Here is a 25885-nt window from a genome sequence, read left to right as displayed (position 1 = left end):
CGTCCGGGGCAGATTAGGGTGACGGTATGTCCGCCACGCGCTACGCATATCTCGGCCCTGAAGGCACCTTCACCGAGGTCGCCCTCCGTACGCTCCCGGAAGCCGCCACCCGCGAACTCGTGCCGATGGTCTCCGTACCGGTGGCTCTGGACGCGGTGCGCAACGGGACCGCCGCCGCGGCGCTCGTACCGATCGAGAACTCCGTCGAGGGCGGCATCACCGCGACGCTGGACGAGCTGACCGCCGGCGAACCGCTGATGATCTATCGCGAAGTGCTGCTCTCCATCACCTTCGCGCTGCTGGTGCGGCCGGGCACCGAACTGTCCGACATCAAGTCGGTCACCGCGCATCCGGCCGCGCAGCCGCAGGTACGCAACTGGATGGCCGCCCACCTCCCGGACGTCGTATGGGAGTCAGCGGCCTCCAACGCCGACGGTGCCCGGCTGGTGCAGGAGGGACGGTACGACGCCGCCTTCGCGGGTGAGTTCGCCGCGGCGACCTACGGTCTCGAACCGCTGGTGACCGAGATCCATGACGCGGAGAACGCGCAGACCCGCTTCGTCCTGGTCGGCCGCCCGGCCCGGCCGGCCGCGCCGACGGGTGCGGACAAGACCTCGGTGGTCATCTGGCTGGGCGAGGACCACCCCGGAGCGCTGCTCGAACTACTCCAGGAGTTCGCGGTCCGCGGAGTGAACCTGATGCTGATCCAGTCGCGACCGACGGGAGCGGGCATCGGGAACTACTGCTTCGCGGTGGACGCCGAGGGGCACATCTCGGACCGCCGGGTCGGCGAGGCGTTGATGGGGCTGAAGCGGATCTGCCCGAAAGTGCGTTTCCTCGGTTCGTATCCGCGGGCCGGAGTGGCACTGCAGGACGTACGGCCGCTGCGGGCGGGGACGTCGGACGCGGAGTTCACGGAGGCCTCCGACTGGCTGGCCCGCAACCTGGACGGCCGGGGCTGACGGCGGTACGGAGCCGACGGCCCCGGGTCCCCCCGGCTTGCGGCCGGGCCGCTCGGTCGGGTCCCGTCGCACTCGCACCGCTGTTGCTATCGGCCGATTTTCGTCATCCACAGAGTTATCCACAGGCGTGGTTCGCGACCTGGGGACAAGTCGACATCCCGATGGGGCATCGCCGACATATCACCCCAGGCATCCCAGATGCATCCACAGGGCGGCAGGTCACCCGAGTCGCGCCGCGTCGCCCCAATTCCATTGATCAACTCTTCGACAGGGCGAATTCCCACCCGAACGAGCGTCTGAAGCGGGTTTGAGACGACATTCCAGGAGCCCTCACACACTTTTCGGAATGATCACTTCCGGCATCCACAGATCTTCTTCACAGCCTGTGGATAACCTTGCGAAGCAGCAGCACCTGTGGACAAGTGACGACCAACTCCCCTTCCAGGCAAGGCCGATGCGTCAAGACGGTCGACACCTTCTGCCCCATTTAGGGGAGTAAACTCTTTTTATTGACGGTCGAGATCGACTCAGACCCGCAATGCTCTTCAGCATTATCAATTCAGGCAATTCGGGCAAACTGACACGCTTGGCGATATCGGTTCGAGCGGGAGAAGCGCTCACCGGTAGCCTGGAGAGGTGATTGACCTTCGCCTGCTCCGTGAGGACCCCGACCGTGTTCGCGCCTCCCAGCGCGCCCGTGGAGAGGACGTCGCGCTCGTCGACGCCCTTCTCTCCGCCGACGAGCGGCGCAGGACGTCCGGCGTCCGCTTCGACGAACTCCGCTCCGAGCAGAAATCGCTCGGCAAGCTCATCCCCAAGGCTTCGCCCGAGGAGCGCGCCGAGCTCCTCAAGAAGGCAGAGCAGCTGAAGGCCGACGTCAAGGCCGCCGACACGGCGCAGGACGAGGCCGACGCCGAGGCCAAGCGGCTGATGCTCCAGCTCGGCAACATCGTCCACGAGGACGTGCCGGTCGGCGGCGAGGAGGACTTCGTCGTCCTCGAGACGCACGGCACGATCCGTGACTTCGGCGCGGAGGGCTTCGAGCCCAGGGACCACCTGGAGCTCGGCGAGAAGCTCGGTGCCATCGACATGGAGCGCGGCGCCAAGGTCTCCGGTTCGCGCTTCTACTACCTGACGGGTGTCGGCGCACTGCTGGAGCTCGCCCTCGTCAACGCGGCGATCGCGCAGGCCACCGAGGCGGGCTTCGTCCCGATGCTGACGCCGGCGCTGGTGCGCCCGCGTGCCATGGAGGGCACCGGCTTCCTCGGTCAGGCCGCGGAGAACGTGTACCACCTGGAGAAGGACGACTACTACCTGGTCGGCACCTCCGAGGTCCCGCTCGCCGCCTACCACATGGACGAGATCATCGAGGCCGACAAGCTGCCGCTGCGGTACGCGGGCTTCTCGCCGTGCTTCCGCCGCGAGGCCGGCACGTACGGCAAGGACACCCGGGGCATCTTCCGCGTCCATCAGTTCGACAAGGTCGAGATGTTCTCGTACGTCGACCCGGCGGACGCCGAGGCGGAGCACCGCAGGCTGCTGGACTGGGAGAAGCAGTGGCTCACCGCTCTTGAGCTGCCGTTCCAGGTGATCGATGTCGCCACCGGCGACCTGGGTGCCTCGGCCTCCCGGAAGTTCGACTGCGAGGCGTGGATCCCGACGCAGGGCAAGTACCGCGAGCTGACGTCCGCGTCGAACTGCGACGGCTTCCAGGCGCGCCGCCTGTCCGTCCGGATGCGCGACGGCAAGAAGGTCCAGCCGCTGGCCACGCTGAACGGCACGCTCTGCGCCGTACCGCGCACGATCGTGGCGATCCTGGAGAACCACCAGCTGGCCGACGGTTCGGTACGGGTGCCCGAGGTGCTCCGTCCGTACCTGGGCGGGCGCGAGGTGCTGGAGCCGGTCGCCAAGTGACCTTTCCGTACAAGCTCGTCGCGACCGATCTCGACGGCACGCTGCTGCGTAACGACGACACGGTCTCCGAGCGCACCCGTGCGGCGCTGGCCGCGGTCACCGAGGCCGGCGCCGCACACATCATCGTCACCGGCCGCGCGGTCCCGTGGACCCGGCACATCCTGGACGACCTGGGTTACGAGGGCCTCGCGGTCTGCGGTCAGGGCGCGCAGGTCTACCACGCGGGCGAGCGCAGACTGCTGACCTCGCTGACGCTGGACCGGCAGCTCGCCGGTCTCGCGCTGTCCAAGATCGAGGCCGAGGTCGGTCCCCTGGCGCTGGCGGCGAGCCGCGACGGGCTCGACGGCGAAGTGCTGGTCGGCCCCGGATACCGCGTGCAGGAAGGGCCGCTTCCGGCCCTCTTCGTCGAGGACCCGGCCGAATTGTGGTCCGCCCCCCTGAACAAGGTCTACATCCAGCACCCCGATCTCGACGACGACGCACTGGCCAAGGCCGCGCGAGCGGCAGTCGGCAATCTGGTGGACGTGGTCATGGCCGGTCCCGGCGTGGTGGAGATCCTGCCGCTGGGGCTGAGCAAGGCGACCGGGCTCTCGCTGGCCGCGCGCCGACTGGGAGTGAAGGCCGCGGACACGCTGGCCTTCGGTGACATGCCGAACGACATCCCGATGTTCGCCTGGGCGCAGCGGGGTGTGGCGATGGACAATGCCCACGCGGATCTGAAGGCCGTGGCCCAGGAGATCACCGCGTCCAACGAGGACGACGGCATCGCCGTGGTGCTGGAGCGGCTCCTCAGCCCTACCCCCACGGCTTGACGGACACGTCTCTGCCGGGCGCCCTCGCACGCACGTCTCCGCGGAACGTCCGTGCAGGTACGTCTCCACGGAACGTCCGTGCAGGTACGAGTACGGGCCGGCTGCGGAAAGAGCGGCCGGCCCGTACTCGTACCCGGCACTTTCGCTGCGGAGGATGCGCGGATCGAACGCGCGCGGGGTCTACGGCCCCGACGACGGCTTAGCAAGCCGCTGCCTTACCACTCGGCCAATCCTCCGGGAGGGCGGCCGCGCGATGCGCGAGATAGCCGCCCCGGGCGTCCTGCGCCGATCGGCACGGCGGAGTCGTCGGTGACTACTCCGGTGCCGGCTCGGGCCCGCCCTGCTGGGAACTCGACGGACTCGGACTCTCGGTCATCGTCGCGCTCCTCTCCCGGCTTGCGGCGTGCGGTTGTTGTCGTCGGTGCGCACTGCACCAACCACTGTGCCCGGGACGGCCTTTCGGTGCCACCCATTTTCCGGGCAGCACCGAATGGCCGCCGTCAGCCCTGGATCAGCGCTGCTTGATGCGGCGGTTCAGGTCCTTGAGGTGGCGGGCGAGATCATCCATCCTGCCGTCGATCCGGACGATGTCCTCGGACAGATGGCCCAGCCGCACGCTCATGGCGCCGACGACCTGATGTGTGACGTCCAGCCTCCGGTCGAGGCTGTCGAGCCGGTGCGACATCCGGTTGAGTACGGGACCGAGCTCCTGAAGGGCACTGCCCACTCCGGCGAGGCAGGTCTCGACCCGGGTGACGCGGTGTTCGAGCGATGCGTAGCCCGCACGCAGCTCCTGCTCGGCGTCGAGCAGATACGTACGGACACATCGCGCGATGTCGCTGTCGCGAAGAAGCATCGCGACGTTGAGGACGGTTCTGCGGGTGTAGACCCTGAGCCGGGTCGCTGCCTGTGGATAACTTTCCGGCACTTCACCCGCCCATAGCGACAGCATGTCGTTATGGAAAGAGCGCAGCTCAGCGCCACGCAGCACGCGCATCCCGTTCTCTACGAGCTCATTCTGATGGCGGTCCGTGAGCCTCCTGACCGTGGTTGTGGATACTTCGAAGTAGCGAGCCACATCCTCTGTGCGAAGGTGAATTCCATCCGGGAGCATGACAAGACTCTTGACCTTGTCGAGGACATCGACGCGCCCCATCTGCTCGACGCGCAGCGCACGCGATTCGAGCAGGGCGACTTCCGTGGGCATGGGCATGCCTTCCGATCGTGAAACCGACGATGGACAGCCCTGTCCCGGGCTTGAGGGGCGGAGGACGCTCACGGTTGCCACTCACTCAATGACCGACCCGGCGGGCACTGCCTCGCCGGCATCGGCAATCCCTGTTTCACGAGAACTACGACGCCACAGATCCCAGTTGCCTCCACGCACCCTGCCCAACGAACCGATAACCGTACAGTTACGCGTACTACTGTCCGAAATGCATCAACCCCCGTCCACAGGACGAGGGTCGATGCAGCGCTGAGCGGTCAGGGACGAAGCGCGGAAGGGATGTCGGGCGGAAGCCTCCCGGTCACTCCTCCCCGGCCAGCTTCAGCGTGCGCAGCTTCTGCCCCGCGTACCAGGTCGCCACCACCGTGACCGCCGCCAGAAGGACCGTCGCGACCGGCAGTCCGACATCGGAGGTGATCGCTCCGGACCCGCCGACCCTCTCGGCGACCGCGAGGGACCACTGCTGAACGCTGAGCGTGCGCGCCCCCGGCACAAGGCTGCCGAACAGGGCCTCCCACACCAGCGCGTAGACGAGTCCGAAGACGACCGCGTGCCGGCTGACGGTGCCCAGCAGCAGGAACAGCGAGCTGTACGCGATCGACGCGACCAGTGCCGCGACGGTGTAGGCCACCGCGATCTGCTGGCCGTTGCCGTTGAGGATCAGCCCCGCGATCAGTGTGGGCAACGCCGAGAAGACCATCGTGACGGCGATGGCCACGATCAGCTTGGTGAAGATGATCGTCGGCCGCTTCACCGGCTTGGCCAGCAGATAGACGATCGAACCGTCGTCGATCTCTGGGCCGATGGCTCCGGTTCCGGCGATCACACCGATCAGCGGCACCATCGTGGCGATGGCGAAGCCGCCCAGCACGTCCGAGGCGACCTGGTCATCGGCTCCGGCAAACATCCGTACCGCCACCGCGATGACCACCAGCAGTGCCGGCAGGACGAAGAGGATGGCGGCCCGGCGTCGGCCGAGCAGGGCCCGGTAGGTGAGCCGGGCGACTGTGGGGTCGTACATGACGCTTCACAGCTCCTTTCAGGCCACTACTCAGGCCGCTACGAGATAGGAAAAGACCGATTCGAGGGACTCGTCGGACGGCGAAACGGTCAGAAGACGAATTCCGTTGTCGCGTGCGACCTTCGGCAGCAGTTCGGTGAAGCGTCCGAAGTCGACCGCCTGGATGCGCAGGGCCTGTTCGCCCAGGTCCACCTCGATGCCGGCCGTCGACGGGTCGGCGATGAGCGCGGCGGCGAGGGCGCGGTCGTCGCTGGAGCGCACGAGATAGCGGTGGGGGCGGTCCGTCATCAGTCGCCGGATCTTCCGGAAGTCGCCGGACGCCGCGTGCCGTCCCGCCACGATCACCTCGATGTGCGAGGCGAGTTGCTCGACCTCTTCGAGGATGTGGGAGGAGAAGAGCACGGTGCGGCCCTCCGCCCCCATCCGTCGCAGCAGCCCCATCAGCTGCATCCGCTGACGCGGGTCCATTCCGTTGAACGGCTCGTCGAGCAGCAGCACGGACGGTTCGTGGACCAGCGCGGACGCCATCTTCACGCGCTGGCGCATGCCCTTGCTGTAGGTCGAGATCTTGCGGTCCTGCGCGTACTCCATCTCGACCGTCGCCAGCGCCTTCCGCGCCGCCGCGTCATCGAGTCCCTGCAGCTCCGCGTTGGCGACGACGAATTCGCGGCCGGTCAGGAAGTCGTACATCGCTTCCCGCTCCGGCACGATCCCGATCTCCTTGTACACCGCTTCGTTGCGCCAGATCGGCCGACCGTCGAGCGTGACGGTGCCCGTCGACGGAGCCAGGAACCCGGCCATCATGTTGATCAGCGTGGACTTTCCCGCGCCATTGGGGCCGAGCAGCCCGGTGACGCCCGGTCCCACCGTCATGCTCACGTCGTTGACGGCGACCACATTGCCGAACCAGCGCGAGGTGTGATCGATCTCGATGGTGGTCACAGCCCGACCTTCCGGTAGCGGCGCATCAGTACGGCGTACGAGCCGGCGACGAGCGCGAGAACAACGATCAGATAGACCACACCGGCCCCCGCCCCCGGGCCTTCCCCTCCGGGGAAGGCCGAGTCGGCTCCGAGGAACGCGGTCTGCACACCGCCGATCAGCGTGATGGGGGAGAAGAGCCCCAGCCACTCGATGGCCCCCTCGGAACCCGTCTGCCAGGCGATGGCCTGGACCGTGGAGACCGCGCCGTAGGAGATGGTCAGTACGGCGATCACCGCGGCGACACCGAAACCGCGGCGCGGTGTCAGTGCGGCCATCACCAGTCCCAGCCCGGCGAAGAGAACGGATAGCAGCGCCACCGACACCAGTCCCTGTCCGAACCCCTTGGTCTGCTCGACGAAGTCGAACTTCCCGAGCAGGGCGCCCACATAGAGGATGACGAGTGGCGCCCCGGTGAGAATGAAGAGCGCGGACGCCATGGCCGCCAGCTTCGCGACGACGTAGTCGACCCGTTCGATCGGCCGGGAGAAATACAGCGGCACACTCTTGAATCGCAAATCCCGGGAGACCGACTGCGGTGCCTGCGAGGCGAGGAAGAGACCGATGAGGGCCTGCATATAGATCGCGAACGCCGTGTACTTGATCGGGAGAGCCGTGGTCCCCGGGGTGGCGATGGCGACGGCGACGATGATCGCCGAAATCATGCACATCACGCCGGAGAGCAGCATCGGCAGCACCTTGGACTTGGCGGAACGCCCCAGCCCGAAGGATCCCCGCAACGACTGCGAGTAGAGCGAGCGCCGGGCGTACCCGCGGCCCAGCCGCTTGCCGTCGTAGGAGCGGTACCCGATGTTGTGGATCCGGGAGGTGTCGCTTCCGCTCATGGTCTCGGTGCTCATCACGACCGCTCCCCTTCTGCTGCAAGGCCCTTCTGCTGTACGGCCGCGGGCACGATCTGCGCGGCGGCTGCGGCCTCCGGCCCCTCTTCGGTACGGAAGACCTCGGCGATGTGGTGGCGCCGCTGCTCCATCCGTACGAGACCGAGTCCGAGTCCGGCGACGCCGTCGCGCACGATGTCGTACGTCTCCTCACCGGCCGCCTCGACCAGCAGGATGTGACCCGCACCGGGCAGCCCCTGCCCGTCGAGACCGTCGTGACCCACGAGTCCGACGCCGGCCCGGATGAGGACCTGCCTCAGCGCGTCGGTGCCGTCCGGATGGGCGTCGCTGTCGGTGACCTCGACCGCCAGGGTCGTGGTGGTCTGGGTGAAGTCGCTGGTGGAACTGGAGCGCAGGAGTGTGCCGCCGTCGATGATGACGACGTGGTCGCAGGTGCGTTCCAGCTCGCCCAGGAGATGCGAGGTGACCAGGACCGAGATGCCGAAGTCCGTGTACACGCGGCGGATCAGCCCGAGCATCTCGTCACGGCCGACCGGGTCCAGACCGTTGGTCGGCTCGTCGAGCAGGACCAGCTGCGGGTCGTGGACCAGGGCCTGGGCCAGCTTCACACGCTGCTTCATGCCGGTCGAGTAGCCGCCGATGGGGCGGTAGCGCTCCTCGTACAGACCGACGTGGCGCAGCGTGTCGGCGGTGCGCTCGCGCGCCGCCGTCGGCGGGAGCCCGGACATCCGCGCCATGTGGACGACGAACTCGGTGGCCGAGACGTCCGGCGGCAGACAGTCGTGCTCGGGCATGTAGCCGACCCGCTCCCGGATGGCGGCGCCATCGGTGGCGACATCGAGCCCGAGTACCGCGGCCCGGCCTTCGGTGGCGGGGGACAGACCCAGCAGGATCTTGATCAAGGTGGACTTGCCGGCTCCGTTGGAACCCACCAGGCCGGTCACACCGGGCCCGATGTCCAAGGAGAGCCGGTCAAGCGCGGTCACCCGGGGGAACCGCTTGCTCAGGCTTTCGGTCGCGATCACAGTCACGTCTTCGAAGATAGTGGCGCGCGCCACAGCGGACGTCAGCCCTGGCGGCTGGATGCGCATCAGACTCCAGACGTACGGACCCGTAGGGGGACCACCACAAGGGAGGAGCTCCCCCGTCGGGGGAGGGCCTCGCCGAGTTGTCCACAGGTCTCCCCGCCCCTCTTGACGTGACCGTCGGACATTGTCACATTCATCAGTGTCACGTTACGGGCACGTACCGCACACGGCAGGGAACGGACGGTGGCATGACCTCGGCAGTGAAGGACGAACGGGCCCCGGAACTGCGGGGGTTCAGGGAAGTACAGCGCCTCGCCTACGACTGCGCCCAGGCGGTGGCCGGCCGGCTCGCCCCGGGGGTCACCGAGCGCGAGGCGGCCCGGATGCAGCGCGACTGGTTGCGCGAGCGCGGCGTGCGGGACTGGTTCCACCTTCCCTTCGCCTGGTTCGGTGACCGCACCGCCTTCGCCGGGTTCAAGGTGCCCCTGCAGTTCTTCCCGACCAACCGCGAGCTGGAGCCCGGGATGCCGTTCATCCTCGACATGGCACCGGTGTACAAGGGCTTCACGGCGGACATCGGCCACTCCGGCTGTCTCGGGCTCAATCCTCTGCACGACAGGCTCCTGGCCGACCTGGAGGTCCACCGCGAGCTCATTCTGCGCGAGGTGCGGGAGCGGCGTTCGCTGCGCGAGATCTATGAGGACGTCGAACGCCTGATGATCAAGCAGGGGTACGCCAACAGGCATCGCGCCTATCCCTTCGGGGTGATCGCCCACAAGATCGACCGTGTCACCGAGCGTCGGTGGTCCCCGCATGTGTTCGGCTTCGGCACCCAGTCGATCAAGGGGCTGCTGAGCGACGCGCTGCACGGCCACCGGGACGGCTGGTCGCCGCTGTGGAGTCCGTACCGCTTCTCCGACCATCCCCCGCAGCCCGGACTGTGGGCGGTCGAACCGCACCTCGGATTCCGGGGTACCGGCGTCAAGTTCGAGGAGATCCTGGTGGTCACGGACTCCAAGGACCCCGAACAGGGCGCCTTCTGGCTGGACGACGATCTGCCGCATGTGCGGCGCTGGGCCGAGGAGAGGGTGGTGGCATGAATCCGAAGAATCTGCCGGGGGCGCGTGAGCGCCGGGTGCGTACGGGCGGAATCGAGCTGTGCGTCGTCGAGTTGGGGGACGTGTCACGACCCACGGTCGTTCTCGTGCACGGCTACCCGGACAGCAAGGAGGTCTGGACGGACGTGGCGAGGCAGCTCGCCGACCGGTGGCACGTCGTGCTGTACGACGTCCGCGGCCACGGCCGGTCCACCGCACCGAAACCACTGCGCGGCGGCTTCACGCTGGAGAAGCTCACCGATGACTTCCTGGCCGTCGCCGACGCTGTGAGCCCGGACCGTCCGGTGCATCTGGTCGGGCACGACTGGGGGTCGGTCCAGTCCTGGGAGTTCGTGACGGTCGAGCGGACCGAGGGCCGGATCGCCTCGTTCACCTCGATGTCCGGGCCCTGTCTGGATCACTTCGGGCACTGGATCAAGCAGCGGATGACCCGGCCCACCCCGCGCCGGGTCGGCCAGCTGCTCGGCCAGGGTGCCAAGTCCTGGTACGTCTACATGCTGCATACGCCGGTCCTGCCCGAGCTCGCCTGGCGCGGCCCGCTCGGCAGGCGGTGGCCGCGGATTCTCGAACGGATGGAGAAGGTGCCCGCGGGCGACTATCCGACGTCCTCGCTGCCCAGCGACGCGGCACACGGCGCCTGGCTCTACCGGGACAATGTCCGGGCCCGGCTGCGCCGGCCGCGTACCGATGCCTATGCGCATGTTCCGGTCCAGCTCATCACACCGACCGACGACATCTTCCTTTCGGAGAAGCTGTACGACCAACTGGAACTGTGGGCTCCGCAGTTGGTACGCCGCTCACTGCCGGGCAAGCACTGGGTGCCCCGCACCAGGCCGGACCGACTCGCTTCCTGGATCAGTGAGTTCGTCGCCGCCAACGAGGCGGCGCGGGCGGATGGCCGACCGGTACGGGACACCGCGCCGTCGGGGGCGTACGCGGACCGGTTCGCCGGACAGCTGGTCCTGGTGACGGGTGCGGCCGGCGGTATCGGCCGGGCCACGGCCTTCGCCTTCGCCGAGGCGGGTGCCCGGGTGGTGGCCGTGGACCGCGACGCGGAGGGGGCGGTCAGGACGGCGGAGATGGCCCGGCTGATCGGCTCCCCGGCCGCCTGGGGCGAAGCGGTCGACGTCAGTGACGAACAGGCGATGGAGAAGCTGGCCGAGAAGGTCGCCGCCGAGTACGGCATCGTCGACGTCCTGGTCAACAACGCCGGGATCGGGCTGTCGGGCTCCTTCCTGGAGACCACCAGCGAGGACTGGAGGAACGTCCTCGACGTCAATCTGTGGGGTGTCATCCACGGCTGTCGGATCTTCGGCCGGCAGATGGCCGAACGCGGCCAGGGCGGTCACATCGTCAACACGGCTTCTGCCGCCGCCTACCAGCCGTCCCGGGCGCTGCCCGCGTACAGCACGTCCAAGGCGGCCGTGCTGATGCTCAGCGAGTGCCTGCGGGCCGAGCTCGCCGACCGGTCGATCGGGGTCAGTGCCATCTGTCCCGGCATCGTCAACACGAACATCACCGCGACGGCACACTTCGCCGGTGCCGACGCGGCGGAGGAGAAGCGTCTGCGCAAGCGGACCAGCCGCTTGTACGGGCTCCGCAACTATCCGCCGGAGAGGGTCGCCGACGCGATCCTCAAGGCGGTGGTGCGCGACCAGGCCGTCGTACCGGTGACGCCGGAGGCCCGTGGGGCCCGGTTCCTGTCCCGGTTCAGCCCCGGTGCACTGCGCGCCATCGCCCGACTGAAGCCGCCGCTGTGAGCGGCCCCGGGCAGTCGTCGGCGGAGGAGCACCGGGCCGCCGCTGAGTACCGGATCGAGGACCTGGCGCATGCGAGCGGCACCACGGTCCGTACGATCCGCGCCTACCAGGACCGCGGTCTGCTGCCGACGCCGGAACGGCGCGGCCGGGCCAATGTGTACCGGGACACCCACCTTGCCCGTCTCCGGCAGATCGCCGATCTGCTGGACCGCGGATACACCCTGGCCAGCATCAAGGAGCTCCTGGACGCCTGGGACGCGGGCCGCGGTCTGGGCGGCGTGCTGGGGCTCGTCGCGGAGGTGCACGGCCCCTGGACGGACGAGCAGGCCGACCGGATCACCCGGGCCGAGCTGAACACAAGGTTCGGCACAAACCCCGACGACGACGCGATCGCCGAGGCGGTGGACCTCGGCGTACTCGAACCAGTGCCGGGGAGGGACGACGAGTTCCTGGTTCCCAGCCCGCAAGAGCTTGCCGTGGCGGTCGAGTTGTACGCGGCCGGCGTTCCGCTCGGCGCGATCTCGGGGCATCTGAGGGAACTTCGTGGTCGGGTCGAGCAGATCGCCTCGCGTTTCCTGGAGTTCACCACCGAGCATGTCTTCGCACGCTATCTCGGTCATCGCCCGCCCACTGACACGGACGCGGCGGAAGCAGCCGCCATGGTGCGCAGACTGCGCCCCCTCGCCCAGCAGACCGTGGACGCAGAACTGGCCCGCGCCATGCGCATGTTCGCCACCCGACGTCTGCGACACCACCTCGACGCGGACACCCCGTTCACCTTCCGGTCCGCAGCACCGACGACCCGACACATCGCTTTGCCAACGGGGACAATTCAGGCCGTGCAGGAGCTGGTTGGTCCGGACAACGTGTCCGCCTTCGTCGCCGCCGCCACGGAACGTGAGGTGCAGAAAAGGGCATTGGACGCACTCAGCTCATCCGGCCCTGAAATAAGGCAAGTTACTCAATTCGACTGATATCAAATCCACTTGTCCACAGAATCGCCAATTACCCTGTGGATAAGTGCAGTTGGCTGTGGATCAAACCTATGGACGAAAATTGCTTCAGCGAATATAATTGCTGAAGTGAATCGGTAGGTGAAATACGGATGCACACGAAAGACCGCTGTGGGCACTCTGGCGGGATGGACGAAAGACGCACCGTGAAGGTGTCCAAGTACCTCTCGAAACATCTGCGGCACCAGCCGGAACGAATCGGGATCACCCTCGACGCCAACGGCTGGGTGGCGATCGATGAACTGCTGCGCGCCATGGCCCGCCACAACTTCCCCATCAGCCGGGCCGAGCTCGACCACGTGGTCGCCGTCAACGACAAGCGGCGTTTCGCCGTCGAGAACGGCCGTATCCGTGCCAGCCAGGGGCACACCGTCCCGGTGGACCTCGCCCTCCCGCCGGCCGAGCCGCCCGCATACCTCTACCACGGCACGGTGGGACACGCGCTGGACGCGATCCGTAGCGAGGGCCTGCGTCCGATGAACCGAACGCATGTCCATCTCTCGCCCGACCGTGAGACGGCGACCAGGGTCAGTGCCCGACGCGGCCGTCCCGTCGTCCTGTCCGTGGACGCGAGCGCGATGCACCACGCGGGCCACACCTTCTACGTCAGCGCCAACGGGGTCTGGCTCACCGCTGCCGTGCCGCCCGCGTTCCTGCGTCTGCGCGGCTGACCCCACGGCCGGTCCCGCCGAGACCCCCGCGCTGCCACCGAGCGGATGCACCCGGGCACTCTCGTCACCTCAGGCGAGCCTTGTTCACCTATCGCAGCCTGACCAGCGGCCGGCTTCTCCGCACAGGCGCTCAGCGCCGTCCCGCGCCGAGCAGCTCACTCAGGCGGTCGCCGATGACGGACACCCCGGGGCGCGGCTCGCTCTCGTAGTACCAGGGCTTGCGCCGGCGCAGCAGCGCATCACCGTGCTCGCTCCAGGTGAATCCGGGTTTCCGCAGGAACTTCCGGAACACCACGTCGGCTGCCTCCGGGTGGGCAGTGGCCAGTCGGCAGATCGGCAGTGGCGTGATCGACTCCTCGCGCAGGTACGTGCGCAGCAGGTCCTGATGCTCTCTGCGTCCTGCGAGGGCGGGGTCCTCGAAGAGGTCCCGCAGCATCCCGTAGTCCGCGTAGAAGTTGAGCCCGTCGACGGGATCGTAGATGACACCGACGGTGTCCGAGTCCGCCAGTTCCCACGGCAGTTCGAAGAGGGGCAGGCCCGGGCCGGGGAGCCGCCTGCCCCGGGCACGACCGGACTGTCCTTCGACAGTTGCGTCCTGACGCCGACGGTAGTAGGCGTTGAGTCGTTCCTCGGCTTCGGCAGGCGGGAGGACCAGTTCGTCGCTGCCGCAGAACTCGATGAATGCGGCTCGGTCCTCCCGCATCCGCTGCCATCCCTGCTCGATCTTCGCGGGGTTACGAAAGACCAGCTCGGGCCGGCTGGTGGCAAGGCCGAGGGCGGCTTGGGCGATCTCGGCGGCACTGGACCTGGGGTAGTACGACATCGCCCCGGACACCAGCCACGCCCCGCCTGTCGAGTGCACGGGTACCAGGCAGGTGTGGAGGAACCCTCCCTTGGATACTCCACGGAACGCGGTCGGCCCGACATTCGAGTACGTGCGAAACTCCAGGTCATTGACCAGGTTGAGCAGGACGACGGCATCCCTTTCCCTGCGCCGGATCTCGAAGACGCCCTCGACCGGGTCACGCCAGCCGAGCAGCATCTCCCGGTCGGATGCGGTCAAGTCCTTCCGTGCGGCGATGAACCGGTCCACCACCGTCGAGCCGCCCGGCAGGCGGTGTCGCAGGATGAAGTGGTCGGTGATCCGGATCGCCTCGTTCTCGTCCAACTGCCGTTCAGGCCCTGCGGCATCCAGCAGGAGGGGCGTCAACCAGCGGTCGAAGCGGGCGCTCTGCGCGAAGGCGACCAGTCGCTCCTTCAACGTGGCACTGCGCTCGATGAGATCCGTCAGCGACGGTCCGCCGGCGCCCTGATTCGCGCCCTCTACGGGGTCAGCCATGTCCAGCCCTTCGCCTCGTCGATCACGGCTTCGAGTTCGGCTTCGCCCAGCATGCCCATGAGGCCGCCCAGCATGCCCATGAGGCCACGGTAACGGCCTCCACGGCGACGCCGACACGGCTTCCTGGTTCTTGCTCCGGCGGCACATCCGTGGAAGCGGAAAGCCCCGGCGTATCGTCTGAGGCATGCGTCTGAGCACTGTGATTCTTCCGATCCACCGCTGGAACGAGGGCCAGAAGTTCTGGCAGCGCGCCGAGGACATGGGGTTCCACGCCGCCTACACCTACGACCACCTGTCCTGGCGGACGTTCCGCGACGGACCCTGGTTCGGCGCGGTCCCGACTCTCACCGCCGCGGCCGCCGTCACCCAGCGGATGCGCCTGGGCACCCTCGTCACCTCAGTCAAGCCTTGTTCACCTATCGCAGCCTGACCTGCGATTTCAGCGTTATCCGCTCGTTCCGCCACGGCCCGGACGTCGGCACACCCTGGTCGACGAGGAACTGGGCTGAAGCCATGACGGAGTCCGGTCAGCTCACGCTCATGCCACGGTCCGGCCACTGACCGCGCTCCTCGCGCATAGCGTTGATCTTTCGGGACGCCTTGAGGAACGAGTAGTCCGTCCGGTCGTCGTCAGCCGACGACGTGCGGGATTCCTTGTCCATGGTCAGGTGTCGCGAAAAGCTGTCCGGATCGTCCCCGAACTCGTAGCGGACCAGCTCCGCGTCCTCGGAGATCTTCCGGAAGTAGACGAGTGCGGCCACTACCACTCACCCTCAATGTCTTCCCGCTTGTTCAGCGGTACGGAATCCTGCCAATTGTACGTTTCGTTGGCGACCCTATGCGCTTCCTGGTAGGTCGCACCGGGGTTCTCCCGGAGGTAGGTGAGCTCAGCCAGCTCGTGCTCCAGCAGGAGTCTGTCCTCGGGCAGGGAGTTCCCGGCTCTCAAGCGAATCCACGCGTCCGCGATCTCTGCATCGGCGTCGAACTTGCGCACGACGACCTTCCCTGTTTCGTAATCTTCGATGGGGTGTTCCGTGTCGAAGACATGCTTCTTGATCGCCGTGACCTCCTCCGATGAGAATCCCGTCGCTCCATTGTCGCGAGCCAGTCCCTGCGTGTGATTGCTGATGGCGTCGATGTCCCGCGAGTCCCGCATGAAGTCCGCGTACGCGTCCTCGGCCCACCGTGTCTGGGCGGGATCGTCCAGGATGTCCCTCGGACGTCTGCGGGCACCTGTCAGCCACTCGTCGGAGTGCCGGATCCCGGATTGGGCCGCCCCTTCAAGTCCTTCCCGTGCGGCGACGCGGAGTCCCGCCCGGGCCCCGCCGAATCCCTTCGTACCGATCAGGTCCGGGACCAGCCGGCCCAGCCCTTCGCTGGGATCCGCGCTGAAACTGTCGATGAGTGCTCCGGGGACGCGCTCGGGGTGGGCTGCCGTGGAGACGAGGCCCGCCAGCGTCATACTGACGTGCTGCTGGTAGTCAGCCGGGTGAGTCAGGTTGTAGGGATCGAGCGGGTTGAGGCCGCGTACGAAGGTGAGGAGTCCCGCCGTTCCTTTGACCACCCCGCCCACGAAGTGGTTGAACTCGACGGCGTTGGCCCCTCGCGAGTCGACCCACGAGGCCATGGCCCGGTCGAGCGGCGGCGGCTCGGCAGGCGCGTACTCCGTCGCGGCGGCGATGGCCCGCTCAGCGGTGGCAGCGGCCTCGTTGCGCTGACGCCGTGCCTCCTTCAGCGTCTCGAAGGCCAACCTGACGTCCGCCACACCTGGATCGCTGAACGAGGGAGGTTTCGGCCCCGGGTCGCGGCCGGCCCGTGCGGCCGCGTTGTAGCCGTCGACCTTGGAGTTGTAGGCGCTGACGGCGTCCTCGGACGCCTTCTTGCCCTTCTTGTACAGGTCGATCGCCTGTTGGGCCTGCCTCTGTGCCCACTCCACGGTCTCCGTGTAGCGGAGAAGCGCGTTGCTGGCGGCTTCACAGGCGTCGGCCGCCCGAAGCCAGTTCGCCGGATACATCGCGAACTTCTCCCGGAAGGCGTCGGCCGCCTGCCCCTTCCAGTGGCCTGAGTCCAGCGCGCGCATGCCCTGGCCAACGCGGTCGAAGGCTGCCTGGAAGTCCTTGAAGTGCGTCGCCGACTCCCGAAGAGCCGCAGGCGATCCATGGATCAGCTCATTGGCCTGTTCCGTCTCACCGAGATGCTGCTCACGTATCGAGGCCCCGAGGTCGGAGGCGACATCATCGCCCCAATCCTCGACTTTGTCCGCCCAGTCGTGCGCGCCGACGTGGTCGAGCCCCTTCCCAGCCCAGTCGGTGGCCTGGTCGATACCCTCGCCCAGGGCCTTCTTCCCGGCCTCCCAACCCTCCTCCAGCTTTCCCAGGCCCTTGTTGGCCAGGCCTCCTCAGTCCACCGTCAGCCCTCACCACCCTGCTGAGGCTTCGGCGGCGGCCCGACCATGTCCTCTACTGCGGCGTCCACCTCTTCGCGCATCCCCGTTGCGTCGATGAGCTGGTTGGGCAGGAGGATCTCGGAGCTGTTGAGGTCTCGGACGGTCCCCTTCCACGCCTCCTTGCTGTTCTCGGCGGCTCGGTCCAACGACTCCTGGCTGTAGTCGGCATCTCGGATCTGGGTGTAGGCGTTGTCCGAGAACACCCCGCCCCAGTCCTTGGCGATGACCTCCTCCTCGGTGGCATACGGATTGCCCATCCCGGAGTTGACGAGCACCTTGAAGGAGCCCTGAATGTACTGATCCTGCTCATGCAGCATGCCTGCCGACAGCCCGACATTCGCCGCGAACGTGTTGCCCTGCTGCACCAACGCCCGAACGCCCCACTCCCAGCGCTCGCAGAAGGTGCCCAATGTGGTTGCCACCCCCTCGTGGCCCGTCTCCATCCCAGACAGCGCGGTGTCGGCGAAACCTCGCCCCATACTCGCCATCCCCACCATGCCGAGCTCTTTGAGCTCCTCCAGCGCCTGGGTGATACCCAGTGCGATCTGTCCCAGCGCTTCCTTGGAGGAGCTGAGGTCGGGCTGGTCGCCGCTCACGCCGCCTCCCCGTCAAGTGCCGCCGCATCCGGCACGATCCCGCGCACTGGCGGAAACACGGCTCCGTCCGGCCCCGCAGCGTTCAACGCCACACCGCACGGGAAGTCCAGCACCGGCACTACCTCATCCAGCAGCCGTGCACCGACCACCCGCCGGTACGACCACTCCCGGCCCTCCTCGCCACGCGCAGCAGCGAATCGGGCCAACGCTTCCTCATCGGAGAACGCACAGATCCAGTCCAGGCCCCCGAACTCGGCAGTCCACAGCCCATCTTGCTCCTCCAGCGGCACCAGTACCACGCGGCTACGGAAGTCCGCAAGCCGCTCCCGTACCGCCTCCCGAGCCTGTTCCACGGGACCGACCTCTGCTGGAAGCGCACGCGCAACCGGCGGCACCGTCGGCGTTGAAGCCGCTCGTTTGACAGCCTCGGACTTAAGTTGAGCCCACTCCTCGTCAAACCCCACCCAGAACCTCCGTCGGCTCGCCGGTCAGCTCCAGAATGCCAGCTCGTCACCCTCGGCTGTTCGAGCCGAAGCACCTCGGGCTCATCAGGATCCGGCCACGACGAGGCGTCGGCTGTCCGCTGAACGGACGTAGGCTCGTCGGCATGAGCCTGCGCCTGAGCACCGTGATCCTTCCCGTCGACCGCTGGCACGAGGCCGGCCGCGCCAAGTGGCAGCGCGCGGAGGAGCTCGGCTTCCACGTGGCGTACACCTATGACCACCTGTCCTGGCGGTCCTTCCGGGACGGCCCGTGGTTCGGCGCGCTGCCCACCCTCACCGCCGCCGCGACGGCCACCGAGCGGCTCCGCCTCGGCACCCTCGTCACCTCCCCCAACTTCCGGCACCCCGTCACGCTGGCCAAGGACCTCATCACGCTGGACGACGTCTCCGGCGGACGGATCACCCTCGGTATCGGCGCAGGCGGCAACGGCTTCGACGCCACGACGCTGCGCCGGAGCGACGAGGAGCCGTGGACGCCGCGCGAGCGGGCAGACCACTTCGACGAATTCGTGCCGCTGCTCGACCAGCTGCTCCGCGAGCCCTCGGTGACGTACGAGGGCCGGTTCTACGCGGCGAACGAGGCCCGGAACGTCCCCGGCTGCGTCCAGCGTCCCCGGCTGCCGTTCGCGGTGGCCGCCACCGGGCCGCGCGGGATGAAGCTGGCCGCGCGGTACGGCCAGGCCTGGGTCACCACGGGGGACCCCAAGCTGTACGAGACGGGGACCCCAAAACAGTCCGTGGAGGCCATCCGGGGGCAGATCACCAAGCTGGGCACGGCATGCGAGTCCGTCGGCCGGGACGTCGACGGGATGGACAAGATCCTGCTCACCGGTTTCACCCCGGACCGACCGCTGCAGTCCGTCGACGCCTTCGTGGACTTCGCGGGCACCCACTTCGCCCTCGGCTTCACGGAGATCGTCGTCCACTGGCCGATCCAGGACTCCGACTTCGCGGCGGACGAGAAGATCTTCGAGCGCATCGCCACCGAGGGCCTGGCCCAGCTCGCCCCCTGACGGCCCCGACGCGACCGCCGACCCGTCCCGTCCCGGACCTCCCCCTGGCGGACCCGGCACAACCCCACCGGACCGTCGCCGGGCCGATCGGCCCACCGTCACAGCCGATCGGCCCGGCACCACGGATCGAAAACCAATGGCATATGCAACAGGCATGGTCCCCGGTCAGGGGTGCACATCCTCATTTGTGCGCCCCTCCGCACGCCCGTGCGGCTTCGTACGCGAGAATGAGCGTGTGACCTCAGCTACCGACTCGCCTTCGCCTGCCGCTCCCCGGCTGATCGCCACCGACCTGGACGGCACCCTTCTGCGTGACGACAAGACCGTCTCGGCCCGTACGGTCGCCGCGCTCGCCGCCGCCGAGGAGGCCGGTATCGAGGTCTTCTTCGTCACCGGACGCCCGGCCCGCTGGATGGATGTCGTCAGCGACCACGTCCACGGCCACGGCCTGGCGATCTGCGCGAACGGCGCCGCGGTCGCCGATCTGCACGCGGACGGCAAGCTGGTCAAGGTCCGACCGCTGCTGCGCGACATCGCCCTGGACGTCGTGCACACCCTGCGCGCCGCCGCACCCGGCACCTCCTTCGCTGTCGAACTGGCCACGGGCATCCATTACGAACCGGCCTACCCGCCCTTCCACCTGGACCCCGGCGCCACCGTCGCCGTCGCCGAGAAACTGCTCAGCGAGGAGACGCCCGGCAGCGGCGCTCCTGTGCTGAAGCTCCTCGCCCACCACGACGAACTGTCCCCGGACGACTTCCTCTCCCTGGCCCGCGCAGCGGCCGGCGACCGCGCCTCCTTCACCCGGTCCAGTCCCACGGCCCTGCTGGAAGTCAGCGGCCCCGGGGTCTCCAAGGCCAGCACCCTGGCGCTCTGCTGCGCCGAGCGCGGCATCTCGCCCGCCGAGGTCGTCGCCTTCGGTGACATGCCCAACGACGTGGAGATGCTCAGCTGGGCGGGCACCTCGTACGCGATGGGCAACGCCCACCCGGCCGCACTCGCCGCCGCCTCGGGCCGGACCGCCACCAACGGCGACGACGGCGTCGCGGTCGTCATCGAACAGATCCTCGCCGAACGCCGGATGCGCGACACGGCAGGCTGAAAGGCCTGCGCCCGGAGCCGGATGCCCGACACGGCGGCCGAGGCCTGCGCCTGCCCGCGACACGGCAGGCGGGGCCCGCGTCCGCGTGCCGCCCACCGCCTTCACCCCGCGCAACGTGCTCGGCCGCCTCGGCCGGATGAGGCCGTGCAGCCGTGCCCCCGCGAAGCCGGACCCCGAGCACCCCGCCACCGGCTCAGATCGGCGCCTCCCACACCACCGTCGTGCCGCCCCCGTCCTCCCCGATGCCGGGCCCGAACCAGCTCGCACCCCCCAGCGACTCCGCCCGCCGTGCCAGGTTCCGCAGCCCACTGCGCCGACCGCTCTCCGGGATGCCCATCCCGTCGTCGGCGACCGACAGCCGCACCGCGTCCCTCCCGTCGGGCAGCGCGACGGTCGCGTCGACGACCACGTCGATCGACGATGCCTCGGCATGCCGGAAGGCATTGGACAGCGCCTCCCGCAGCGCGGCGATCAGGTTCTTCCCGGTCAGTTCGCCCACCAGCGAGTCGACCGGGCCGAGGAAGCGGTGCGAGGGCTTGAAGCCCAGCGGGACCGCCGCCATGTTGATCTCGCGCAGGACACGGGTGCGCAGCCCGGACGGTGCCTCCGCGGGTTCCTGCTGCAGCGCGAAGATCGCGGTACGGATCTCCTGGATGGTCACGTCCAGTTCGTCGACCGCCCGGCCGACACCGGTCCGCACCTCGGGCACGTCCGACCTGCGCTGGGCGCTCTCCAGCATCATTCCGGTGGCGAACAGCCGCTGGATGACCAGGTCGTGCAGATCGCGGGCGATCCGGTCACGGTCCTCGTAGACGGCGAGCCGTTCCCGGTCCCGCTGGGCCTCGGCCATCATCAGCGCGAGTGCGGCCTGCGAGGCGAACTGGGTGGCGAGGGTCCGTTCCGTCTCGGTGAACGGCCTGTCGCCCCGGGCGCGAGGGGTGGCGAGCGCGCCCAGCACCCGCCCACCGCTGTGCAGCGGCAGCAGCATGCTGGGGCCGAAGTGGTGGGCCAGCTTGGTGACCATGCGGGAATCGGTGGCCGAGTCGTCCACGAAGACCGCCTCGCCGCCCAGCAGCTTCGCCACCACCGGGCTCTGAGGCCCGATGATCACCCCCAGCGGGGCGGATGCGTCGTCGTCCGCGGAGACCGCGACGATCTCCAGACCGCCTCCCTCCGTCGGCAGCAGCACGATCCCGGCGGCGGACGCGGCGAGATGACGGGCCTGTTCGGCGACGACGGAGAGCGCGTCATCGGCGTCACCGCCGGAGAGCAGGGCGGTGGTCACGGCCACCGAACCGTCGATCCAGCGCTCGCGCTGACGCGCCGCCTCGTACAGCCGGGCGTTGCCGATGGCGATCCCGGCCTCCGTGGCGAGCACCCGCACCATGTGCAGGTCGTAGTCGTTGAACTCGCCTCCGTCGTCCTTCTCGGCCAGATAGAGATTTCCGAAGATCTCTCCCTGTACGCGGATCGGAACGCCGAGGAAGGTCCGCATCGGCGGGTGGCCGGGCGGGAATCCGGCGAACCTCGGATCGGCCGTGAGATCGGCGAGCCTCACCGGACCCGGATCGTGGATCAGCGCTCCGAGCAGCCCCCGGTGCCCGTCGGGGCGGCGCCCGATCTCGCGCGCCACTGCGTCCGGCACTCCGTACGTGACGAAATCGGAGAGCCCCGCACCCTCCTCGTCGACGACGCCGATGGCGGCATAGCGGCAATGGGCGAGTTCGGCCGCGGTCTCGCAGATCCGGTCGAGGGTGGAGTGCAGTTCGAGGCCCGTGCCGACGGAGCGCATGGCCTCCAGCAGCTGCGGCACCCGAGCGGTGAGTTCGGTGGACAGGCCCTGCAGGCTGCGGGTCGCCCGCGTTGCGGCTTCGAGTGAGTCCTTCGAGTCCTGCTCTGACATACCCCGAGACTAGTTAGTCCCTATTGGTGAGGAAAGTTGGCTATTGTTCCGTTCGACTCACCCGTCCGACTCACCCGTCCGGCTCACGCCGGTACGCCCACGGCTGTTTCGGCCCCCCGCGCGGTCTCCCGCTCACGCTCCAGCATCCGGCGCAACGGGCCCTCCCCGGCAGCAAGATCGGCGTACGGACCGCGCTGCACGATCCGGCCGGCATCCAGCACCACCACCTCGTCGACGGCTTCGAGTCCTTGCAGACGGTGGGTGATCAGCACCGTCGTACGTCCCTGGGTGGCGGCCAGCAGGTCCGCCGTCAGGGCGTCCGCCGTCGCCAGGTCGAGATGCTCCGCGGGCTCGTCCAGAACCAGTACGGGGAAGTCGGCAAGGATCGCCCGTGCCAGCGCGAGGCGCTGTCGTTGGCCGCCGGAGAGGCGTGCTCCGTGTTCACCGACGAGGGTGTCGAGCCCGTCCGGCAGCGCCTCGGCCCAGTCGAGCAGCCGTGCCCCGTCGAGAGCCATCCTCAGTTCCTCGTCCGTCGCATCGGTACGGGCCAGCCGCAGGTTCTCCCGGATGGAACTGTCGAAGATGTGGGCGTCCTGGGCGCACAGCCCGACGAACCGCCGGACCGTATCCCCCTCCAGTGAGGCGGCCTCGACCCCGCCGATCCGGTACGTGCCCGCTCGCGCGTCCAGGAACCGGAGAAGGACCTGCGCGAGGGTCGTCTTCCCGGAGCCGGACGGGCCGACGACGGCGATCCGGCGGCCCGCGGTCAGCCTCAGGTCGACGGAGTCCAGGGCATCCCGCCCTGCGCCCGCGTACCGGGCCGACAGCCCCCGCACCTCCAGCGGGAAGGGCGATCCAGGTGCCGCTGCCGGGCTGTCCGGTTCGCTCACCGGCAGCGGGGTGTCCAGCACCTCGTACACCCGCTCCGCACTGCGCTTGACCCGCTGCCGGTACTGGACGGCGAGGGGCAGACCGGTCACGGCCTCGAAGGCGGCCAGCGGCGTGAGCACCACCACCGCGAGCTCCACGCCGGCGAGCCGCCCGTCGTGCACGGCCGGGAGGGCGACGAGCGCGGTGACGACGACGGTGAGGCCGCCGATCAGAGCGATGAGACCACCGCCGAGCGCGGTGGAGGTCGCCGCGCGGGCGGCGATACGGGTCAGAACTCCGTCGGCCTCCCGGGCACGCGCCCGGCGGTCGGACAGGGTCCCCGCAACGGTCAGTTCGGCGGTCCCGCCGAGCAGATCGGTGATCCGGACAGCCAGGTCGGCACGTGCGGGGGCCAGCCGGCGTTCCGCACGGCGGGAGCAGGCCCCGCTGACCAACGGCACTGCCACTCCGGCCAGCAGCAGTCCGGCGGCCAGCACCACGCCCGCCGCGGGCAGCAGCCAGCCGATGAATCCGGCGGTCGCCGCCCCCACCACGACGGCGGTCCCGGCGGGCAGCAACCAGCGCAACCAGTAGTCCTGGAGGGCGTCGACATCGGCGACGAGCCGGGAGAGCAGGTCACCGCGCCGGGCCCGGCGCAGACCGGCAGGGGCGACGCGCTCCAGGCCCCGGTAGACCGCGACGCGCAGCTCGGCGAGCATCGTGAGCACCGCGTCGTGCGACACCAGACGCTCGGCGTAGCGGAAGACGGCCCGTCCGAGACCGAAAGCACGGGTCGCGGTCACGGCGACCATCAGATAGAGCACCGGGGGCTGTTCGGAGGCACGGGAGATCAGCCAGCCGGAGACGGCCATGAGCCCGACGGCCGAACCCAGGGCGAGGCTTCCCAGCAGCAACGCGAGTACCAGCCGTCCGCGCTGGGCCCCGGCGGCCTCCCTGACCCGGGCGAGGACCTGTCCGGAGCGGGCCGCGGTGTCCCGCAGCACCTCGCGGTCCGACGGCACGTCGCTTCCGTCGGCGGCTGCGCCCGTGGGCCGTGGCATCGCGGCGGATGGCTCGGGCTTCTCCGGGCGAAGGGTCACGCCCGGTTCCAGCGTCACCACCCGGTCGGCCACCGAGAGCAGCGCCGGACGGTGCACGACGAGCAGCACGGTCCGCCCCGCCGCCAGTCTCCGTACCGCCTCGACGATTCCCGCTTCCGTCTCGCCGTCCAGGCTCGCGGTCGGCTCGTCGAGCAGCAGCAGCGGCCGGTCGGCGAGGAAGGCCCGCGCGAGCGCGAGCCGCTGACGCTGACCGGCGGAGAGACCCGCACCGTCCTCACCGAGGAGTGTCCGGACACCGTCCGGCAGTTCCGCGACGAAGTCGTACGCGCCCGCGTCGCGCAGCGCCGCGGTCACCGCGTCGTCGTCCGCGTCCGGCCGCGCCAGCCGTACGTTCTCCGCGATCGTGCCCGCGAAGAGATAGGGACGCTGCGGCACCCAGGCGATCCGCTCCCGCCAGCGCTCGGGCGCCAGCGTCGCCAGATCGATGCCACCGACCCGCACCCGCCCCTCGTCGGGCGCCGTGAATCCCAGAACCACATCGAGCAGGGTGGACTTCCCGACGCCGCTCGGGCCGACCAGGGCGACGGTCTCCCCTTCGTCCACCACCAATGAGGCCCCGTCCAGAGAAGGTTCGGTACGGCCCTCGTGCCGTACGGTCACCCCCTCCAGTTCCAGCCGCAGCGACGTCGGGATGCCCGCGGTGCCGCCGGGCCGGGGTTCGGTCTCCAGGACCGAAAAGATCTCCTCCGCGGCCGAGAGACCCTCGGCGGCCGCGTGGTACTGCGCTCCGACCTGCCGGATCGGCAGATAGGCCTCGGGCGCCAGGATCAGCACCACCAGACCGGTGTAGAGGTCGAGTTCACCGTGCACGAGCCGCATGCCGATGGTGACGGCGACGAGAGCCACCGACAGGGTCGCCAACAGCTCCAGGGCGAAGGACGACAGGAACGCGATCCGCAGGGTCCGCAGGGTGGCCCGGCGGTACTGAGAGGTGATGGTGCGGATGGATTCGGCCTGCGCCTTGGCACGGCCGAATACCTTCAGCGTCGGCAGTCCTGCGACCACGTCAAGGAAGTGTCCGGAGAGCCGGGACAGCAGCCGCCACTGGCGGTCCATCCGTGACTGGGTGGCCCAGCCGATCAGGATCATGAAGAGCGGGATGAGTGGCAGCGTGACCACGATGATCGCCGCCGAGACCCAGTCCTCGGTGACGATCCTGGCCAGGACCGCCACCGGCACGACCACCGCGAGACCGAGCTGGGGCAGATAGCGCGCGAAGTAGTCGTCGAGCGCGTCGACCCCCCTGGTGGCGAGCGCCACCAGGGAGCCCGTGCGCTGCCCGCTCAGCCAGTTGGGGCCGAGCGCGGCCGCCCGCTCCAGCAGCCGGCCGCGGAGTTCGGACTTGACCGCCGCGCCGGCCCGGTACGCGGCCAGTTCGGTCAGCCACGAGACCAGCCCCCGGCCGAGTGCCACCGCGGCGAGCAGAATCAACGGGGTCCGTAGCCCCGAGACGGTCAGCCCGTCCTCGAACCCGCCCACCACCACTTCGGCGACGAGCATGGCCTGGGCGATGACCAGCGCCGCACCGACAACTCCGAGTGCCACCAGGGCTGCCAGAAAGAGGCGGGTCGCTCGGGCGTGGCGGAGCAGGCGCGGGTCGATCGGTTTCACGTGAAACAGCTCC

At 68.8% G+C, this 25885-nt stretch carries 22 protein-coding genes and 1 tRNA gene; 10 read left to right on the top strand and 13 right to left on the bottom strand.

Translation table 11 applies throughout. The features are described from left to right. Positions 1-26: 26 nt before the first annotated feature. The 3 genes from pheA (at position 27) to ACIQCZ_RS18425 (ending at position 3688) form a co-directional block, all read left to right on the top strand. On the top strand, positions 27-962 hold the full coding sequence (gene pheA / locus ACIQCZ_RS18435) for a prephenate dehydratase (RefSeq protein ID WP_402283384.1): 936 nt from the start codon (positions 27-29) through the stop codon (positions 960-962). Positions 963-1598: 636 nt separating this feature from the next. After that, positions 1599-2876 (top strand): serine--tRNA ligase, encoded by a 1278-nt coding sequence (gene serS, locus ACIQCZ_RS18430; protein ID WP_376275112.1) that lies wholly within the window; start codon positions 1599-1601, stop codon positions 2874-2876. After that, the gene (locus ACIQCZ_RS18425; protein WP_402283383.1) at positions 2873-3688 is read left to right on the top strand and encodes an HAD family hydrolase; all 816 of its coding nucleotides are present in this window, start codon (positions 2873-2875) and stop codon (positions 3686-3688) included. The genes serS and ACIQCZ_RS18425 overlap by 4 nt, the downstream gene beginning before the upstream one ends. A 148-nt stretch (positions 3689-3836) precedes the next feature. Here the strand turns inward: ACIQCZ_RS18425 and ACIQCZ_RS18420 are convergent. The 6 genes from ACIQCZ_RS18420 to ACIQCZ_RS18395 form a co-directional block, all read right to left on the bottom strand. Further along, a tRNA-Ser gene (locus ACIQCZ_RS18420) sits at positions 3837-3924 on the bottom strand. A gap of 275 nt (positions 3925-4199) precedes the next feature. Further along, the gene (locus ACIQCZ_RS18415; RefSeq protein WP_402283562.1) at positions 4200-4895 is read right to left on the bottom strand and encodes a hypothetical protein; all 696 of its coding nucleotides are present in this window, start codon (positions 4893-4895) and stop codon (positions 4200-4202) included. Positions 4896-5217: 322 nt separating this feature from the next. Next, positions 5218-5937 carry an ABC transporter permease gene (locus ACIQCZ_RS18410; RefSeq protein WP_402283381.1) on the bottom strand — a complete coding sequence of 240 codons (720 nt, stop codon included), beginning with the start codon at positions 5935-5937 and terminating at the stop codon, positions 5218-5220. 30 nt (positions 5938-5967) lie between these two features. After that, entirely contained in the window at positions 5968-6879 is a 912-nt protein-coding gene (locus tag ACIQCZ_RS18405; protein ID WP_376275118.1) for an ABC transporter ATP-binding protein, read from the bottom strand. Then, positions 6876-7778 (bottom strand): ABC transporter permease, encoded by a 903-nt coding sequence (locus ACIQCZ_RS18400; protein ID WP_402283379.1) that lies wholly within the window; start codon positions 7776-7778, stop codon positions 6876-6878. Before ACIQCZ_RS18400 ends, ACIQCZ_RS18405 begins: the two co-directional genes overlap by 4 nt. Next, positions 7778-8803 carry an ABC transporter ATP-binding protein gene (locus ACIQCZ_RS18395; RefSeq protein WP_402283561.1) on the bottom strand — a complete coding sequence of 342 codons (1026 nt, stop codon included), beginning with the start codon at positions 8801-8803 and terminating at the stop codon, positions 7778-7780. The genes ACIQCZ_RS18400 and ACIQCZ_RS18395 overlap by 1 nt, the downstream gene beginning before the upstream one ends. A 251-nt stretch (positions 8804-9054) precedes the next feature. On the opposite strand from ACIQCZ_RS18395, the gene ACIQCZ_RS18390 reads away from it, so the two are divergent. From ACIQCZ_RS18390 to ACIQCZ_RS18375, 4 genes are all read left to right on the top strand, one after another. Continuing rightward, positions 9055-9906 (top strand): M24 family metallopeptidase, encoded by an 852-nt coding sequence (locus ACIQCZ_RS18390; protein WP_402283377.1) that lies wholly within the window; start codon positions 9055-9057, stop codon positions 9904-9906. Continuing rightward, entirely contained in the window at positions 9903-11684 is a 1782-nt protein-coding gene (locus ACIQCZ_RS18385; protein WP_402283376.1) for an SDR family oxidoreductase, read from the top strand. The genes ACIQCZ_RS18390 and ACIQCZ_RS18385 overlap by 4 nt, the downstream gene beginning before the upstream one ends. Then, entirely contained in the window at positions 11681-12658 is a 978-nt protein-coding gene (locus tag ACIQCZ_RS18380) for a MerR family transcriptional regulator (RefSeq protein ID WP_402283375.1), read from the top strand. The genes ACIQCZ_RS18385 and ACIQCZ_RS18380 overlap by 4 nt, the downstream gene beginning before the upstream one ends. A gap of 167 nt (positions 12659-12825) precedes the next feature. After that, positions 12826-13368 (top strand): RNA 2'-phosphotransferase, encoded by a 543-nt coding sequence (locus tag ACIQCZ_RS18375; protein ID WP_402283373.1) that lies wholly within the window; start codon positions 12826-12828, stop codon positions 13366-13368. A gap of 130 nt (positions 13369-13498) precedes the next feature. Here ACIQCZ_RS18375 and ACIQCZ_RS18370 read toward each other — a convergent pair whose 3' ends face one another. Continuing rightward, a complete protein-coding gene (locus tag ACIQCZ_RS18370) occupies positions 13499-14707 on the bottom strand; it encodes a hypothetical protein (protein ID WP_402283371.1) in 1209 nt (402 codons plus the stop codon). A gap of 184 nt (positions 14708-14891) precedes the next feature. Between ACIQCZ_RS18370 and ACIQCZ_RS18365 the strand changes: the two genes are divergently transcribed. Continuing rightward, complete coding sequence (locus ACIQCZ_RS18365) at positions 14892-15137, top strand: LLM class flavin-dependent oxidoreductase (protein WP_402283369.1); 246 nt, start codon at positions 14892-14894, stop codon at positions 15135-15137. A 97-nt stretch (positions 15138-15234) separates the two neighbouring features. Here ACIQCZ_RS18365 and ACIQCZ_RS18360 read toward each other — a convergent pair whose 3' ends face one another. The 4 genes from ACIQCZ_RS18360 to ACIQCZ_RS18345 are packed head-to-tail and all read right to left on the bottom strand — an operon-like array spanning position 15235 to position 18102. Then, positions 15235-15468 carry a hypothetical protein gene (locus tag ACIQCZ_RS18360; RefSeq protein ID WP_073790865.1) on the bottom strand — a complete coding sequence of 78 codons (234 nt, stop codon included), beginning with the start codon at positions 15466-15468 and terminating at the stop codon, positions 15235-15237. Further along, positions 15468-17075, bottom strand: a complete 1608-nt coding sequence (locus ACIQCZ_RS18355) for a WXG100 family type VII secretion target (protein WP_402283559.1) — start codon at positions 17073-17075, stop codon at positions 15468-15470. The genes ACIQCZ_RS18360 and ACIQCZ_RS18355 overlap by 1 nt, the downstream gene beginning before the upstream one ends. Before the next feature lie 41 nt (positions 17076-17116). Next, positions 17117-17749, bottom strand: a complete 633-nt coding sequence (locus ACIQCZ_RS18350; protein WP_402283368.1) for a hypothetical protein — start codon at positions 17747-17749, stop codon at positions 17117-17119. Continuing rightward, on the bottom strand, positions 17746-18102 hold the full coding sequence (locus ACIQCZ_RS18345; RefSeq protein ID WP_402283367.1) for an SseB family protein: 357 nt from the start codon (positions 18100-18102) through the stop codon (positions 17746-17748). Before ACIQCZ_RS18345 ends, ACIQCZ_RS18350 begins: the two co-directional genes overlap by 4 nt. A gap of 254 nt (positions 18103-18356) precedes the next feature. Between ACIQCZ_RS18345 and ACIQCZ_RS18340 the strand changes: the two genes are divergently transcribed. Continuing rightward, positions 18357-19265 carry an LLM class flavin-dependent oxidoreductase gene (locus tag ACIQCZ_RS18340; protein WP_402283366.1) on the top strand — a complete coding sequence of 303 codons (909 nt, stop codon included), beginning with the start codon at positions 18357-18359 and terminating at the stop codon, positions 19263-19265. A 235-nt stretch (positions 19266-19500) separates the two neighbouring features. Continuing rightward, positions 19501-20367 (top strand): HAD hydrolase family protein, encoded by an 867-nt coding sequence (locus tag ACIQCZ_RS18335; RefSeq protein WP_402283364.1) that lies wholly within the window; start codon positions 19501-19503, stop codon positions 20365-20367. Between the two features lie 193 nt (positions 20368-20560). On the opposite strand, the gene ACIQCZ_RS18330 is transcribed toward ACIQCZ_RS18335, so the two are convergent. Both ACIQCZ_RS18330 and cydD read right to left on the bottom strand, forming a co-directional pair. After that, the gene (locus ACIQCZ_RS18330) at positions 20561-22270 is read right to left on the bottom strand and encodes a GAF domain-containing sensor histidine kinase (protein WP_402283362.1); all 1710 of its coding nucleotides are present in this window, start codon (positions 22268-22270) and stop codon (positions 20561-20563) included. 83 nt (positions 22271-22353) lie between these two features. Further along, on the bottom strand, positions 22354-25872 hold the full coding sequence (cydD, locus tag ACIQCZ_RS18325; protein WP_402283360.1) for a thiol reductant ABC exporter subunit CydD: 3519 nt from the start codon (positions 25870-25872) through the stop codon (positions 22354-22356). Positions 25873-25885 lie beyond the last annotated feature (13 nt).

The organism is Streptomyces sp. NPDC093149 (assembly GCF_044754145.1).
Taxonomy (GTDB): domain Bacteria; phylum Actinomycetota; class Actinomycetes; order Streptomycetales; family Streptomycetaceae; genus Streptomyces.
The sequence above is the reverse complement of the archived record's forward strand: the minus strand, read 5'-3'. Positions and strand labels throughout refer to the sequence as shown.

Bases quoted from the DNA above. Each gene is read 5' to 3' on its own strand.
- pheA (WP_402283384.1), top strand. From the start codon at position 27: ATGTCCGCCACGCGCTACGCATATCTCGGCCCTGAAGGCACCTTCACC.
- ACIQCZ_RS18415 (WP_402283562.1), bottom strand. From the start codon at position 4,895: ATGCCCACGGAAGTCGCCCTGCTCGAATCGCGTGCGCTGCGCGTCGAG.
- ACIQCZ_RS18410 (WP_402283381.1), bottom strand. From the start codon at position 5,937: ATGTACGACCCCACAGTCGCCCGGCTCACCTACCGGGCCCTGCTCGGC.
- ACIQCZ_RS18400 (WP_402283379.1), bottom strand. From the start codon at position 7,778: ATGAGCACCGAGACCATGAGCGGAAGCGACACCTCCCGGATCCACAAC.
- ACIQCZ_RS18390 (WP_402283377.1), top strand. From the start codon at position 9,055: ATGACCTCGGCAGTGAAGGACGAACGGGCCCCGGAACTGCGGGGGTTC.
- ACIQCZ_RS18385 (WP_402283376.1), top strand. From the start codon at position 9,903: ATGAATCCGAAGAATCTGCCGGGGGCGCGTGAGCGCCGGGTGCGTACG.
- ACIQCZ_RS18375 (WP_402283373.1), top strand. From the start codon at position 12,826: ATGGACGAAAGACGCACCGTGAAGGTGTCCAAGTACCTCTCGAAACAT.
- ACIQCZ_RS18370 (WP_402283371.1), bottom strand. From the start codon at position 14,707: ATGGCTGACCCCGTAGAGGGCGCGAATCAGGGCGCCGGCGGACCGTCG.
- ACIQCZ_RS18365 (WP_402283369.1), top strand. From the start codon at position 14,892: ATGCGTCTGAGCACTGTGATTCTTCCGATCCACCGCTGGAACGAGGGC.
- ACIQCZ_RS18340 (WP_402283366.1), top strand. From the start codon at position 18,357: ATGAGCCTGCGCCTGAGCACCGTGATCCTTCCCGTCGACCGCTGGCAC.
- ACIQCZ_RS18330 (WP_402283362.1), bottom strand. From the start codon at position 22,270: ATGTCAGAGCAGGACTCGAAGGACTCACTCGAAGCCGCAACGCGGGCG.